At 48.5% G+C, this 15,948-nt stretch carries 9 protein-coding genes; all 9 read right to left on the bottom strand.

Annotation, left to right across the window (positions count from 1 at the left end; translation table 11 throughout):
- Positions 1-137: 137 nt before the first annotated feature.
- Complete coding sequence (locus tag AB4Z50_RS15660; RefSeq protein ID WP_441880433.1) at positions 138-1,268, bottom strand: glycoside hydrolase family 88 protein; 1,131 nt, start codon at positions 1,266-1,268, stop codon at positions 138-140.
- 21 nt (positions 1,269-1,289) lie between these two features.
- Positions 1,290-2,165 carry a carbohydrate ABC transporter permease gene (locus AB4Z50_RS15655; RefSeq protein WP_441880431.1) on the bottom strand — a complete coding sequence of 292 codons (876 nt, stop codon included), beginning with the start codon at positions 2,163-2,165 and terminating at the stop codon, positions 1,290-1,292.
- Between the two features lie 12 nt (positions 2,166-2,177).
- Positions 2,178-3,131 carry an ABC transporter permease gene (locus AB4Z50_RS15650; protein WP_441880429.1) on the bottom strand — a complete coding sequence of 318 codons (954 nt, stop codon included), beginning with the start codon at positions 3,129-3,131 and terminating at the stop codon, positions 2,178-2,180.
- Between the two features lie 103 nt (positions 3,132-3,234).
- Entirely contained in the window at positions 3,235-4,905 is a 1,671-nt protein-coding gene (locus AB4Z50_RS15645) for an extracellular solute-binding protein (protein ID WP_441880427.1), read from the bottom strand.
- 172 nt (positions 4,906-5,077) lie between these two features.
- A complete protein-coding gene (locus AB4Z50_RS15640) occupies positions 5,078-7,432 on the bottom strand; it encodes an AraC family transcriptional regulator (protein ID WP_441880425.1) in 2,355 nt (784 codons plus the stop codon).
- 21 nt (positions 7,433-7,453) lie between these two features.
- Positions 7,454-8,635, bottom strand: a complete 1,182-nt coding sequence (locus AB4Z50_RS15635; RefSeq protein WP_441880423.1) for a polysaccharide lyase 6 family protein — start codon at positions 8,633-8,635, stop codon at positions 7,454-7,456.
- A gap of 282 nt (positions 8,636-8,917) precedes the next feature.
- On the bottom strand, positions 8,918-9,628 hold the full coding sequence (locus AB4Z50_RS15630; RefSeq protein WP_441880421.1) for a metallophosphoesterase family protein: 711 nt from the start codon (positions 9,626-9,628) through the stop codon (positions 8,918-8,920).
- A gap of 618 nt (positions 9,629-10,246) precedes the next feature.
- Complete coding sequence (locus AB4Z50_RS15625) at positions 10,247-12,643, bottom strand: glycoside hydrolase family 95 protein (protein WP_441880419.1); 2,397 nt, start codon at positions 12,641-12,643, stop codon at positions 10,247-10,249.
- A gap of 505 nt (positions 12,644-13,148) precedes the next feature.
- The gene (locus AB4Z50_RS15620) at positions 13,149-15,518 is read right to left on the bottom strand and encodes a beta-galactosidase (protein ID WP_441880417.1); all 2,370 of its coding nucleotides are present in this window, start codon (positions 15,516-15,518) and stop codon (positions 13,149-13,151) included.
- Positions 15,519-15,948: the final 430 nt, after the last annotated feature.

Genomic DNA, 15,948 nt, shown 5'->3' with positions numbered 1-15,948 from the left:
ATTCTTCATCCTTTCCGTTATGAATTGATGGTTATTGAATCATTCCCTTCGTTCCGTCCGCACCTCCTCTCAAGAATACGGAAGCCGGGAGGTGCTTCCAGTCCTCCCGGCTTCGTTAATACGGCCCATGATCCCGCTCAAAAAATATGCTGGCTCCAGCCTTTGCTCTTCGCCAAAGCTTCAATATAATAGTAATCGCCGTAAATCAGCGATACGTTGATGTTGCTATTGACTGGCTTATGCCCGGTTGCTCCGAGCAGAATGCCTTCATACTTCGGCTGATCGAACGTACTGTAGTTGTTCGACAACGAGCGCAGAATGCGCGTGGCCGCGAGCTGATATAAAGCGGCTTCCTCAGGAGGCACCTGCGACGCGATATCGATCAGTCCGGATGCCGCGCAGCTTGCCGCCGAGGTGTCGCGCGGCTCGTCTGTCAAGTCGGCCGCCGCACGGAAATCCCAATGCGGCACATCGTCTTCCGCCAACGCGCTAATGAAATAATGCGCCACCCGCTTCGCCGCATTCAAGTAACGCGCTTCCCCCGTATAACGGTAAGCGCAGCTCATCCCGTAGAGCGCCCAAGCTTGGCCACGCGACCAGGACGATTGCGGCGCGAAGCCCTGTCCACCGTCATAACGCTCCACTTCGCCCGTCTCCGGATCGAAGATTACGATATGATGCACCGAGCCGTCGTCTCTTATAAACGAGCGGAGCACCATATCTGCATGAGCAACCGCAATATGCTTGAAGCGCGGATCATCGCTTTCTTCGCTCGCCCAGAACAGCAGTGGCAAATTCATCATCGAATCGATGATCGACCATCCCGTCTGGTTGCGGGGCCACGCTCTAATGAACTGTCCGACCGGGTTGTACCTGCCTGCCAAATAGTTGGCGGCAAACAGCCCGCGCCGCCGTGCGTCCTCGTCGCCGGTCAGCTTGTAGCGAATAACCGATGTCGGCAGAAACTGAAAGCCAACATCGTGGTGGAAATGGTTGTCTCGCAAGTAACATTGCTCCATGCGTACATCCCAAGGCTCTGCCTCCTCCCGATAACGCCGCTCTCCGGTCATATCGTACAGAATCCACAGAATGCCCGGCCAAAAGCCCGAAATCCACTGATCCACTTTGATCTGGTCATATTTGCCTGCTGCCGAAACATGCGGCGCTTCTGTCCAGCCCGCTTCGATCATATGATCAACTTTAATCTTCACTTTATCCCACCAATCCGACAGCTCGGATGGTTTCAGCTTCACATTTTCATGGCTCATCTCAAAATTCCACTCCTTATCCTAACCTTTGATGGCACCGATCAAGGCGCCTTTCACGAAATATTTTTGCAATAACGGGTATACCAAAAAAATCGGAAGGGTAGCTACCATAATCGTGGCGTATTTCAATGTCTCGCCGAGTATGATGATCTCATCCTGGGATGCTCCCTCCGCCATGGAGCTCGCCTCGCCGATAATCAATATTTCTCGCAGGATCAACTGCAACGGATACATCGACCGATCCTGAAGGAAGATCATGGCATTAAACCACGAGTTCCAGTGGCTTACTCCGTAATACAGGCCTACCACTGCAAGCACGGGCTTGCATAACGGCAGGAAGATGCGGAACAGAATGACAAAGTCGTTGGCGCCATCGATCTTGGCCGACTCTTCCAGCGCATCCGGCACCGCCTCGAACGAAGTCCGCATAATAATGAGGTTAAACGCGCTTATTGCTGTAGGCAGGATTAGCGCCCACAGTGAGTCCGTAATGCCCAGCCCTCTAACCAGCAAGTAGAACGGAATTAATCCACCACTGAAAAACATCGTAAACACGATAAAGAGCGTAAGCTGCTTGCGATATTGCAACGTTTTTCTGGACAAGGCGTATGCGGCGAAGGAAGTGAGCAGCAAATTGAGAGCCACGCCTACAATGACAATAAATAACGTGTTGCGATAGCCGAGCAGGATCATCGGGTTGCTGAATACCGCCTCGTATGTTTCAAGCGAGAAGCCCAGCGGCTTCCAAAGAATACCCTTATGCGCCATCATCAGCGCCGGTTCGCTGAATGAAGCAAATGCCACGTACAGAATTGGGTACATTGTTGCAATCATGAGCACGGACAAAAACAGCGTATTGCAAACCCGGAATATATGTTCACCCAAGCTTACTCGCATGCGAACCCTCCTCTACCACAAGCCCGTATTGTTCAACTTCCGGCTTATCCAGTTGGAGCCGATAACGAGCGCGAAGTTAATCACGGAGTTGAACAATCCGACTGCTGAGCTGAAACTGAATTGAAAATCTTGAAGCCCGACTCGGTACACATACGAGGAAATGACATCCGCTGTCACATAAGTGGTCGGGTTGTACAGCAGAATAACTTTCTCGAAGCCAACGCTCATAATTCGGCCAATGTCCAGGATGAGCAATATAACGAAGACGGGCAGCAGCCCCGGTAGAGTAACATTAAGCATCTGCTTCCAGCGTCCACCGCCGTCGATCTTGCAAGCTTCATATTGCTCGGGATCGATCGCAGACAGCGCGGCCAAATAAATAATTGTACCCCAGCCTACATGCTGCCAAATATTCGAGGAAACGAAGATCGTCCGGAAAAAAGACGGCTCCAGCAGCATCGTGATCCGCTCGCCGCCGAAAAATGCGATAATATCGTTAATGACGCCGTCACTGCTCGTAAAATCCTTGATCATGCCGCAAATAATGACAAGCGAAATAAAATGCGGCAAATAAGTGATCGTCTGAACCGAACGCTTGAACAGCGCATTTTTCACCTCATTAAGCAGCAAGGCGAGAATAAGCGGAGCGGGAAAACCGAAAACGAGATCGTACAAGCTTATCATCAGAGTGTTTTTAAACACCCGCCAAAAATACATTCCGCCAAAAAAGTCTCTGAAATGCTCCAGCCCTGCCCACGCGCTGCCCCCAATTCCAAGCCTGGGATTAAAATCCTTGAACGCAATAATCGCACCGTACATCGGAAAATATTGAAAAATAATGAAATATGCCAAAACAGGAGTAAGCATGATGTACAAATACTTGTTCTTAACTATGTCTTTCGCGAGATTAAGCGGCAGACGCCCGGCATGCGCGACTTTGCTGCGTCCCAGCTTCAACTGAGCCATCTCCTACTCCTCCTGTCCACATGCAGCATCATCGGCAGGGGATGGTTGCACCACCCCCTGTCCCCACGGCGGCCTGCAGCCTACCGCAAGACGATACATGGAGTTATCTTTTGTTGTAGCGTTCCAAGGCACCTTGATAGATGTCGATTACATCGCGAATGCCCATATCTTCCAGCTGCTTCACGAAGCTGTCGAACTTGTCGAGCGGTTCGTTGCCCATTAAAAATTTGATGAACATTTCTTCCAAATACGTGTTGATTGCCGTCATCGTCTGCGCTACCTTCTTGCTCTCATCTACAGTAGGCGTAATGAACGCGGGCAAGATATGTTTCTCCGCATCGGTCTCCGACCAAACCTTGACCGCCTCATCCTGTTGCGGAAACGTGTTGGTCGTTTTTTGCTCATGCATCGGGAACGGGCCATTCGGAACTGTATATTGCGCCAGCATCTGCTGCGAAGTGTACTTTTCGTTTTTCACGATCATATCGGTAAATTTCGGGACGCCGTTGTCCATCGTGTAGCTTTCGCCTTCAACGCCGAAGTTGTACATTATGGTTCCTTGCTCGCTAAATGCGAAATCCAGCCATTTTACTATCGTTTCCAGGTCTTTCGCTGATGTCGTCACGGCCGCGCTTGCTTTCGGGTTATATTTGAAATCGCGCTGTCCGGTGAATGGTTTTTCGCCTGCTTTCAATACCGGATAAGGAGCCGCTGCGAGATTAAAATCCGGATTTTGTGCTTTGCCGGACTCCAGCCATTTGCCCATCCCGCCGCCCAGCAGGTAAACAGTTGCGCCGGACTCGCCGTTCAGAAACCGCTTATCCAGCGTGTTGCGCTCGACAATTGGGAAGTCTTTATCAATCAGTCCTTCGGAATACCACTGGCGGAACAACGTCAAAACATCTTTGTATTGCGGATCTAACGGACCGTATTTCACTTTGCCCTGATCGTCAATATAGAAGCCGTGCGACGTTTTGTATGCGCCGAAAAACGCATCCTGTAAATTCATTTTGTTCGCGTATAGTGCCGTCAGCGGTGCTGCGGCGCCTTTTTTCTCTTTGAACGCTGTCAGGACCTTATGCCAATCATCTATCGTTACAGGCAATTGCAGCCCCAGCTCATCCAGCCAGTCTTTGCGCAGCATTGGTCCGCGGAAGACTACGCCTTCCGAGTTGCGTACCATCGGGAAGGCGTAATATTGGCCGCTGTCGGTTTTCACCATTTTATCCAGATCCGGATCAGCTTCCAGCATCTTCTTTAGATTAGGCGCATATTTATCGATCAAATCGTTGAGCGGTACGATAACCCCGTCTGCAATCGCCTTTTCTGGTCCACCTGGATAGATGCTCCAGTCGTACTCCAGCACATCCGGCAGCTTGCTGGAAGCCAGCAACAAATTAAACTGCTCTTCCGCTTGACCGTCGGTCGGGTGGATGTAGGTTACTTTCACGCCGGTAGCTTCTGCAATCGCCTTCCCGATTGGCGCTTCCGCCAGATTCGTTGTAAATGTAATCAGGTTTCCGTTGATTGGAGCCCAGTACGAGAACGTATCTTTGGCATCCAGCGGATAAACCGGCTTATTCGCTCCCTCGTTGCCTTTGCTTTCGTCATTGCCGCCCGTATTGCTGACGGCGCTTTGAGTTGGCTCTGTCTTGTCCTTGTTGCCGGAGCCCCCATTACTAGTGCATGCGGTTAACAACAATGAGAGTACCATTGTGATCCCCAGTGTAAGCTGCAGCCCTTTGTGCATCTTGCCGTTACGATTTTTCGCCATTGTGCCCCTCCGTTCTTTTCGTATCGAATATGTTGATGTGAATACGCTTTCATCGTAACGCTAATTCAGTGCCACAAACCATTGTCAAAACCTCAAATATACTGCAATTTCTCAAAAATGAGGGTAGCAAAACTGTAAGTTAACCGCTTTTTCTTGAAAAAAAGCCCGAGAGCTACTTGACTTCCCTGTAGCGCCCGGGCGTAATGCCTTCGAATTTTTTAAATATGCGGTGGAAGGTATTCACATCGTTGTAACCGACCATCAGCGATATTTCGCTGACATTATATTTCTCACTGGTAAGCAGCAATTTGGCCTGCGCCAGCCGCGTCTTGTTAATGTAGTCGAGCAGAGATTCGCCCGCAAGATCCTTAAACAGTTTGGAAACATACGACGGCGTCATGGAAAAGGCTTCCCCGATCATCGAAATGTTCAGGTTCTCGTCTTGGTAATACTCGTTAACATATTTCATGACCTTATCGATTAGCGGATTGCTGCAGTATTCGCGGTTATTATTAACGTAGCCGCACAAAAGCTCCAGCATATCGTATAGCTGGCTGCGCATCTCCCCAACCGTCTGGCATTGCATCAGGCGTTCGATGGCGCGCACTCCGTCAGGCATATCCGGCTTGCCCGCGATGCGGATTTCTCCGATTACTTTTTGCAGCGTTGCCATCAGATCGAACATGAGACATTTCGCTGTATGGAAAGGATACGGCTCTGTCGTAACATTTTTCTGAATAATCTCCCCGACGAACGTTTTCGCCTTATCGAGCTGGCCTTCGCGAACCATAACGATCAATTGCTGCTCGGCCTTGAGAGGATAAAAATAACCACCCGGAGCAGCCCCCTGGTTGTCGTTGCCACTCAGGTCAGCATAATGAATAATGCCCCCGCTGCCTGCAATGATACGGTATTCCATCGCCTCGACCGCTTCCTGAAACGCCTGGAAGATGCCATATTCGCCCTCCTGCTGTGCACTGATGGCTGCGGTCAACTGGACATCGGCATGACTTGCGATGAACGACATCGTTTCTTCCGCGATGTGCTCCAGCTCCCCCCGCTGCTCCTCCGGCGAAACAAGCTGATGGTTGACAATGCAGGCGAGCAGCTCCTGGTCCAGCTCTACCGCATAGGCGTTGACGGACTTTCGCGCAACCTCCTCGACCACATTGGCGATCAGGAAGTGCAGCAACCGCTTGTTATGTACCTGATCCTCATCCTTCCGATGGAACTTGCCGAAATGCTCGATGCGCAGCAAGATAACAGAAAATCCGCCCAGCGGGAAGCGCAGATCATAGGCTGAGAACGATTCGTGCAGCGGGATATGGCTGTCGAGCTGCCCCTTCAGCAACCGCTGCAGGAAATGCGATCTGAGTGTATTGTTATGCTGATTCAGCTTGTTATGAAGCTCCTCCTTCTCATGGAAGGTGCTGCTCAGCGCCTGCTCCAGAAAGGAGTATTCATTAGAGCCGCGATCGAATGTAACACCAGCCTTGAACGACAAGCTCTGAATGAGCGCATGAATCGGCAGGTAGTTCCGCTTGAGCAACCAATACGTCACGCCACCGCCAATAATAAGGCAAAGCAAGATGCTTGCGATCGTCAATTGCTCTACTACGTTCATCTTCTGGTGGTATACGCCCGCCGGAAGCGTCATCACATATTTCCATCCCGTAATGGAGGAGGTTGTATAGGATGCAACAAGCCTGCGACCGGAAGCCTCGATCTCCAGTTGCCCTGATTCTTCCGGCATATCGCTGTAGTTTAGAGCAGGTTCCGCCAGCGACTCGCCCGTAGACGCAATGAACCGATTGTCTTCATCCAAAATAAAGATTGTGCCTTCCTCCGGCACCGACGCTTGCTCCAGCAGCTTGCTGCGGTCAATCATAAATAGCAAGACAGCTCCCGGCTGATTCATGATCGTTGATGTCGCATTTTGGGCATACATGACCGTAGGCCTCCACTCATTCTCTTCAGATACAACAACCGAGTGGTAGCCTTTAATGTACCATTGGTCAAAATAATCTTGAAACGACTGGAACGGCATCTGCTCTTCAAGGCGGATATGGTCGTATAACGCTTCGATGTTCATACGGTTGTTACGGGCGATGACCGTATCGCTATTTTTGTAATAAATATAAATGCCTTCAAGAAAATCGTTAGCAATTTCATATACCCGCAAATCATTGGCGATTTGGTATATTTCGTAGTGATCTGAATCAGACAAAATGGGATCGGCAGAAATAAATGATGCGATTCGCCTGTTGAGGCTCACCTCGAGGCTTAGGCTCTCGATTCCTTTGAACTGGCTATCTATGGCTTGCTCCATCTGAACAAGAATGGATTGGTTGGCACGGTTAATTTCGGCCTTTACAACGTTCAGCGTCGCGCCGTATATAACGCCGCTGATCAGAATGGGCACGAGCAGCACCGAAATGTATGAAAGCATCCAGGTCAGAAATACGCTGCGATTTTTGTGCCGGAGCTGCTTTAGATAGATCGTCCACCGGTTTCGAGTTTGGGCCATAGGTTCTCCTCCATGTTAGCTTTAGTCGGAGTCGGGACCGACGTCAATTCTTGTTAGAATGGCCGGACAACGAATATCCTCGACTTCCGCTTTCTGATTGTTGATACATACCGCCGGAGACGGCCGGTATTCATATATGGTCGGTTGCTCCTTGCCGCATACACGGTTGTAAGCGATTACACAATTCTCAGGCGCATAAGGAATCCGCTTGCCCAGCGTAATGCCATGACGACAATTAACAATCGTATTATTCACGACATGCGCGCGATAAACTCGCCAATGTTTCCTCAGTTCCTGCTGCGTCAGCGCCTCCGGATAGCCATCCGGACCCCCATCGTAGTTACCGCCGTCAATGAGCAGCGCATCCAACGTTAAGTTTTCCATATAATTATCAAAAATGTGATGGTCGTTGCCGTAAATGCGAAACCCGCCCATCTCTTCCTTCATGCCATCACCGATAAACACATTGTGATGAAAACGGTTTCCATGTCCGTGCCGCGCAGTCACTTGGCCGGCGGAGCTTTGGAATGTGTTGTACCGAATTGTATTATAGCAGCTTTTGACCGAAATGATCTCGGGCTCTCCGTCGCAATTTTCAAACAGATTGTGTTGAATCGTAATATAACCGTTCGAGAGAGAGATTCCGGACAAGCCGAGCCGGATCGCTTCAAGCCCGTTGACGACTCGTGGGCCTATATGATGAAAATAATTATATTCGATAACATCATGCTGTGAAATTTGTTCCCCGTCGCCATCAAAAATGACGAGCGGTCCAAGGTCGGCCTTTGGCCCGAACTCGTTGCGTTCGATCCGGTTCCAGCCACTGCCGCTTCCCACCACAGACAACAGGCTATACTCCGCCCCAACCTGTCGCGGCTCAAATCTATTCCGCGCAATCCTCACATGCCGCGAACCGTCCAAAATGATAGATTCGCGCTGCTCGACCTGGAATAGCAGCCCCCATACCTCTACATAAGCAGAGTTCAAGATGCGTATACTTGATTCGCCAGCTATCGTCGCTTTTCCTTTATTGACAGCGCGAATGCTTAATATGGCGGTGTCCGATCCCACTTTGCCTTCAATGATATAGTCTTCATTCCGCTCATAAACGCCGTCTGCCAACAAGATCGTGGAACCAGGTTCTGCCCGGCCCATGGCTGCCGCCAACTCGTCGCTGCTCGATACCCAATAAATAGTAGTCATCTTCCCACCTGCTTCCTATTAAATAGGCTGATATGATCCGCAGCCTCTGCAGGATCATATCAGCAACTTCACAACTTCTATTATGAAAGATACGTTTCCCATGCCATAGTGTAAAAAAATGAAACAATCATAAAAAAGTAAACTGAGGCTCAAAAATAGCGAAAATAATCGCCTTGCAACCTGTAAATCGCAACCTGCCGGTGGACAAAACATGAGAAAGGACGTATCCCGATATCAAATCGTGGATACGTCCCCTTTGCAGTTGCCTGTTTACCAGCCCGCTTAACCGAAAAAAAAGTAGGCAACCTTCATCTCTTCTTCCTTCAACAGCAACTTTTGTGCTGCTTCAAGCAGAGGCGTGCGGTCATAGACAAGACTTCTCATTGCAATATTGCCATCGGTAATCGTGAAATAGTGCGCTTCTTTCGACGGATCGTCGCGACGGCGGTAGGACACGCTTCCCGGATTCAGCCACAATCTGGCGTCGCTCAAATAATGAATGCATCTGCGATGTGTATGTCCGAAAATAATGCGGCGATCTCCTGTGTCCTCTGTTGTCTCGCCACTGCGTTCCTCCCAGAAAGCGTCGTACTTGGGCAAGCTGTCAATCGTCAAATAGTTGTCGTACAGATGCTGCATCGTATAACGATAGCCATCCATTTCGAATGTGCGGTAGACTGGTATGCTTTCTAGGAAGGAAATTTCCGCTTCACCGAGCAGCCTTGCATTGCAATGTGCCCACTTGATACTATCCTCCGCCACATCATGACCTCTATTGCCGTTTCGGTATAGGTCAATAATAATGTCGTCGTGGTTGCCGCGAACGCAAATTGCATCGTTCTTATGCACCCATTCGATAACTTCCCGCGGGAAAGGACCGTAGTCTACGAGATCTCCCGCGCAATAGATTAAGTCACAGTCGGGTTCTGCTTTGCGGATCGATTCCAATGCATAGACGTTGCTGTGAATATCCGAAATAATTAAAGCTTTCATATTCAGTTCAACTCCCAAAAGTTCAATATTCCCAGCAGTACCGTCACCGCTTCCGTCCGCGCAATGTATCCCCTGGCATGAAACGGTTGCGCTCCAGCAGATAATCCCTTAGTAGCGTATCATTCATCTCGGCGAAACCAGCTTTACTCCCCCTCGTCACCCGGCACGAACCCACTCCAGCATTCAGATCTAAGTGTTCTCCCATTTGCCGAGCACACTCTCCCTCCTTTATATAAAAAAATGGAACTTTAATAAATCGTCAAAAGCTAAAACCGCCCTCGTATATTTCTACTTCCTATCTGCAATTTCTGGAATGGGCATCAAATGTTAAAAAAGTCACTCATGAGATCGTACATTTTCGTGAAAAAGGCACGTACGCTGCCTCATATTAGCTTCCATTATCTCAATAAATAGAGCAGGTTACCGTAGCACCTGCTCATCAATGTTTTTTATTCAAATCGTGACTCGTTTGTGCTCGGCAACCCTCAAATGCAAGGGGGCGGGATGTTTTTCATCCTATTTAGAAGATTAAATGATTAACTTGCTATTCCTATCCATTTTCTTGCGAAATCCTTTTACATAAAAAGTCCGGAAATTGTCTGATCATTAAGCTTGATATCACAAAGCAGAAATTGGTCTAATTATATACTGCTCACCTGCAACTGTAGGAAAAGAAATTTCCTTAATATGCTGATCCGACTTAGCTATAACTACTCCATTATTGATAGCTTCAACTTCTACTTCAGCATCTATCGTACAATTGCGTCCTAGCTTTGAAACAAGCTTGGCCTGCGAAAGCCTACCGCTTGCCCATTCGATCCCTATCTCGAATCCGCCGCGCGCACGCAAGCCTGTTACGCTTCCCGTCTGCCAAGTATCCGGCAAAGCCGGCAGCAGTTGCAGCTTCCCTGCATGTGACTGCAGCAGCATTTCAGCAATGCCAGCCGTTACCCCAAAGTTTCCATCAATCTGAAATGGAGGGTGAGCATCAAAAAGATTCGGGTAAACTCCTCCAGCATGCCCTCTATCTGGGTCCCTCTCATCAACAATTCGCAGCAAATGACTAATTAATTTACGAGAACGGTTGCCTTCGCCAAAGCGTGCCCATAGTCCAACTTTCCATGCGAGACTCCAACCTGTTCCTTCATCACCCCGAATTTCTAAAGAGCGGCGAGCTGCCTTGAACAAGTCACTATCGTGATCTTTCGTAAATTGACTGCCCGGATAAACGCCATATAAATGTGAAACATGGCGGTGATGGGGATCCTCTTCATCGAAATCAACAGACCATTCTTGGAGTCTGCCTCCTCTTCCGATTCGAAGCGGAGCTAACTTATCTCTCTTGCTGAGCAGCTCCTTCTGCCACTCCTCATCCACCTGCAGCACTTCTGCAGCTTCAACGCAGTTTGTAAACAGCTCCCAAATAAGTTCCATATCCATAGCGCTTGCCGTCGACACACCAACCAAGCTGCCATTCGCAGGATTTTTGAATTTATGCTCGGGAGAAGTGGAAGGAGATGTAACTAACGAGCCTTGATGATCCTCCGTTAAATAATCACTTATGAACAGAGCCGCCTGCTTCATAATCGGATATGCACGCTCTTTAAGAAATAGGAGACTACCGCCAAATAAATAATGCTCCCATAAATGACTGCATAGCCATGCTCCCGCCATCGGCCATAGTGCCCAGACTGGATCGCCATGCCCATAGTCGCCTACAGGAGCTGTTTGTGCCCAAATATCAGTATTTTGATGAGCTGTCCAGCCTCTTATGCCGTAATGCACCTTGGCTGTCTCACTTCCTTTAATTTTCAAACTGTCAATCAAATCGAATAATGGGTCGTGACAATCGGGCAATCCGCAGGACTCTGCAAGCCAATAATTCATTTGCGCATTAATATTCAGCGTCCAATTGCTGCTCCACGGCGCCCTCGTTTCTCGGTTCCATATACCTTGAAGATTAGCCGGCTGACTTCCTTTCCGAGAGCTGGCAATAAGCAAATATCGTCCATATTGGAACAATAGCTCTATGAGTCCATGATCATCAGCCCCGTGCATCCTAATCCGATCATTTATTGGTATCTCTGATTCATGTGCCGATGAAGCCGGAGCTAATTGCAATTGGACACGATCAAACAAAGGCTTGTAGTCGGCAAGATGTTTATCCTTCAGCACATCGTAGGACTGATCTGCCGCTAGCGATAATCGTCTTGTTACCTCCTCGGACGGATTCTTCCCCTCATGAGTAGGCGACTTATCATAACCGTTAAAGCTAGATGCAGCAGTCCATATAAGCATAACCGAAGAAGCTTTACTGACATGCAGACCGCTATCATCCAGCTCTATTAATCCTCCATCCGCTGTTGCGGTTAACCCCGCCTCAAAGCGAATAGCCTCACTTTCCGCTTCTTCTTTATATACGATTGGGTTATCGGTACAATAATAGCTTGGATCCACATGATTCGGACAGCGGCCATTCATGACGAGACTATCATCACGCACAGAAATTCGATATTTTAGCGGACTCTGCATCCTAGCAGAGAAGTTAAGCGACGAAGCTTCGCTGGCAGTTAATCTCATTACAAGTATTTTATCTGGGTAAGAACAGAACGTCTCACGAATGATACGGTTATTTCCCACCTTAAACTCAACACGGGCAATAGCAGTCGCCAAATCAAGGCTTCGTTTGTATTCGGTGGCTAGATCTCCATGATAAAAATCGAGTATGAGATCTCCTAATGGCAAGTAGGATTGTGTATAGGGGCCCAACATAGACTTCGCTAACTCGTCTGCTTCTTCATATCGCTCTTCTTGCAGCAGCTTCCTAACTTCGGGCAACACCGCTAATGAATTCGGATTATTATCTCCCTTAGGAGGACCTGACCAAAGCGTGTCCTCATTTAGTTGTAATCGTTCTCTTTCCACACCGCCGAAAATCATCGCCCCTAGATGCCCATTCCCAACAGGCAGCGCCTCTGTCCATACATCTGCCGGCTTGTCAAAATACATGTTCATTCACGTTCACTCCTCTTCGTTGTTTCCCGATAACTGCCGGGGGTTACGCCAACATATTGTTTAAATACTTTATAAAATGCCCTAGCCACACAAACATTTGAAACCTGATCTGCTTTCTGAAACGTCTGCTGAGTATGTCTGGTAAAGGACTGGTCAGAGAGGTTCATGTAACAGCATGTGAACTCGTTTTCATGTTTGCCTCCTTTCTATAGTCTTAATTATAAAACGTTTTCATTAAATGAATACGGATCATTTATAAGCACTTAGGTATCCGATATTAAGGTGCTGTAAATACAACATAAAAATCCCAAACCCCTAAGTTATTAGGGGATTTGGAATTTGCTTCAGTTGGGCTATTCGTTTGGTTCGCCGTATCGGACAAGCAGCATCCCATGTTCAAAGCTTCCCTTATTAGCCTGCGCTTGCTTGACTTACCGAAACGTATGGAGCTAAGTTATCTGCACATTCTTTATAAGCTGACCCACATTCGTATCATTCAGATCCTTTAAACCCTCCGATTGTCATTGTCTAAGCTAATTGCATACTCCGCTTCCGCAGAAAGCGCCAAAATCTCTGGCTGGCGATCTTCCAGTTGTCTGGATGGCATGTAGATGTCTCTCTCCTTTAATAGAGGAGAAATTTTCAGAACAATCGAATGGCTCGCCAATTGATCACGAAATCTCTTTAAGCCTATTTTCCAAGGGACGCCGTTATAGAACTGATCTGCGACGCATTGTCCGGCAATATAGGCTTGTGCTACGTCTCCTACGAAATCGACGATCAACGTGATTTCGCTCGCTTCATTGAATGCCGAAGCATCTATACGAATCTCCCATTCAGGAGCTGTTCCTTCTTGCCCCTTATCTTCGAATAAATATTTGAAGAAATCTCCGTTTAGCGAAGAATCACGGATCCGCTTCCATGAGAATTCGACTTCACGAGTTTGCAGGATCGGCTTGAACACCTGGAATATCCCCTCTTTGTCTTGTGAGGACTCCAACGGTACGCCCTGACAAGTGATGCTATGTTTAACAGGAGGATAAACAGCAAATGCCATCCGGTCGGCTTCAGTACCGCTAATGCGCAATCCTTTCTCCTTAAACACGACGTTTCCTTCGCATAGAATTAACCGTTCACCTCCAAATGCCCGGCCCTTCCACAAATGCAGCGACTGCTCTTCGGTTATTGTCAGCACCTTAACGACATGACTGGCAACAGAGCGAACAGCGAATTCGCAGCCAGATCCCGGTTTCAGATCGGAAATGGCGAGCGTACCATCCTGCCGAACCAAAGTTCCCTCTTTCAATTCGACATCGGAAACGGTATCCGATTCGAAGGCGAATTCGGGGCGCACGCCAGAAACCTCGAAGAATACATACAGCGTCTCCCCATCTCCGCGAAGCCTACATAACAACTGTGCGGTCGCATATTTCAAACGTACACCGTCCATATCCATATGGAATGGCCAGAAGAAGTAACCGTCCTTCTTAAGCGTAAATCCATTTGCAGGAACGTTCAGCTCACCTCCGGGCAACCGCAATTCAACCTGTACGTCATCCTTGTCTTTCATCTCCGTCAGTCTCTGGTAGTTGTTGAAGAACAGGAAGCCGCTATCTCCTTGCGCTCGCGCTACGACGCGTACCGTCTCGTTATCCTCCAAGGACGAAGGCCGAACTTGCGGAAAAACCACAGCCATGGGCGCAAGCCTATCTCCGAAATCGTGTAGAAATAAATGAAGCCGCTTTAGTTTTCTATAAGAATCCCTGATTCCGCCAAACTCTCCGAGCGGCGCCTGGAAATCGTAGCTCCGTACGGGCAACTGATTGCCTTGTGAATTGGATTCTTGCATCGTTGAAAGTTCTCCGAGCGGCTGGGTTCCTCCATGATACATATAATAGCCCAGCAGATTGCACCCGTTAGCTATCTTAATCATCGCCATCGCGCCAACGTCGTCCGCCTGTATGATAGGACGCCGATGATAGGTAATTTGCACGCCGCCCCCAAGCTCGCAAGAGCCATCGGGATAACGTTCGATGTCTTCCAAATCTTTAATATCAACGGCTTTCTCGCCGAACAGATCGCTGCCGATGCTCGGATCGTTGCGTACTGAATGGAAGAAATAATGCGGTCCTGGAGGCAGTTGGTTTGTATGCTTTTCCCAAGGATGATCCGGATAACCTCCGAATAGCGGCAGCATTTCGTCCTTCGGAATCCGTGCTCCACCTGGGCCTCCCCAACCTGTAACCGTATATAAAGGAGCTTTCATGCCCAATTCTCGCGCGATACTCTTTAAGGTTCGCAAATGCTCGGGGTTATCCGTCAACTCGTTGTCGAATTGCATACCGACGATCGAGCCGCCATCTTGGAAGGACAGCCCTTCGATCTGCTTAGCAATTTCCCCGTAAAACCTTCTAACATACCACAAATAGTCATCATCGTTTGTCCGTAACGCGCATCTTCCATAGATCCAATCCGGAAAGCCTCCATTACGGCATTCGCCATGCGCCCATGGGCCTATGCGAACAAGAACCTCCAATTCGTTCTTCTGACAGAGCTGCACGAATGTCCTAAGATCCTTGTCTCCCGACCAATCGAAGCGACCTTCTGTTTCTTCATGATAGATCCAGAATATATAAGTAGCGACGATCTGGATGCCACCCGCTTTCATCTTAAGCAGCTCTTCCTCCCACTGTCCATGAGGAAACCTGGAGAAATGAAACTCCCCCATAACCGGCAGCCACGGCTTTCCTCCGCGGGTGAGATGCAAGCTATTCACGTTGATTTCCTCTCCCGCCGGATTGGTGCCTCCCATTTTTAGATGACCTTCGATCAATACTGGCTTTCGTTGATTGCCGACATCTAGTAAGTATTTCATTGTTTCACTCCCCGAGTATGCGTCTTTCCAACCCATCCGAGCTGTTGCACTGGATTCGAGCGCTTGAATTAATTTTCACTTCCATCATAATTTTGGAATCCTACCTGAACAACGGGCATTTTTTAAGATCATTGTCCAAATCCGTCGAACTGCCTTATTCAAATATTAATCTCGTAGTCAGATATTTAGAAATCGAAACCGGTTGCTGACCAGAAGGCCAATAGAGTTCCGAACATGGCTTGTTGTCCATCTTCCAGCGTTCACCTGCAAGCAACTTCAACTTACTCACTTCTCCGCCTCTTACTCAAAATCGACTGTCTGATCGACGTTCGAGACAAGCGTCACGCTCCTCCTCCGATTCTTTAGATTCCAGTTCAATATGGAGAGATATAGTTAGATTTTTAGGTCGTTCTCATTTCTTAATATTCGA

Origin of the sequence: Paenibacillus sp. 2TAB26 (genome assembly GCF_052115145.1) — a bacterium.
Classification (GTDB): Bacteria; Bacillota; Bacilli; order Paenibacillales; family Paenibacillaceae; genus Pristimantibacillus.
This window is presented reverse-complemented; position numbering and strand designations above follow the sequence as displayed.

Excerpts from the sequence above, each read along its gene's own strand:
- AB4Z50_RS15630 (WP_441880421.1), bottom strand. The coding sequence starts at position 9,628 with ATGAAAGCTTTAATTATTTCGGATATTCACAGCAACGTCTATGCATTG.
- AB4Z50_RS15660 (WP_441880433.1), bottom strand. The coding sequence starts at position 1,268 with ATGAGCCATGAAAATGTGAAGCTGAAACCATCCGAGCTGTCGGATTGG.
- AB4Z50_RS15620 (WP_441880417.1), bottom strand. The coding sequence starts at position 15,518 with ATGAAATACTTACTAGATGTCGGCAATCAACGAAAGCCAGTATTGATC.
- AB4Z50_RS15650 (WP_441880429.1), bottom strand. The coding sequence starts at position 3,131 with ATGGCTCAGTTGAAGCTGGGACGCAGCAAAGTCGCGCATGCCGGGCGT.
- AB4Z50_RS15625 (WP_441880419.1), bottom strand. The coding sequence starts at position 12,643 with ATGAACATGTATTTTGACAAGCCGGCAGATGTATGGACAGAGGCGCTG.
- AB4Z50_RS15640 (WP_441880425.1), bottom strand. The coding sequence starts at position 7,432 with ATGGCCCAAACTCGAAACCGGTGGACGATCTATCTAAAGCAGCTCCGG.
- AB4Z50_RS15655 (WP_441880431.1), bottom strand. The coding sequence starts at position 2,165 with ATGCGAGTAAGCTTGGGTGAACATATATTCCGGGTTTGCAATACGCTG.
- AB4Z50_RS15645 (WP_441880427.1), bottom strand. The coding sequence starts at position 4,905 with ATGGCGAAAAATCGTAACGGCAAGATGCACAAAGGGCTGCAGCTTACA.
- AB4Z50_RS15635 (WP_441880423.1), bottom strand. The coding sequence starts at position 8,635 with ATGACTACTATTTATTGGGTATCGAGCAGCGACGAGTTGGCGGCAGCC.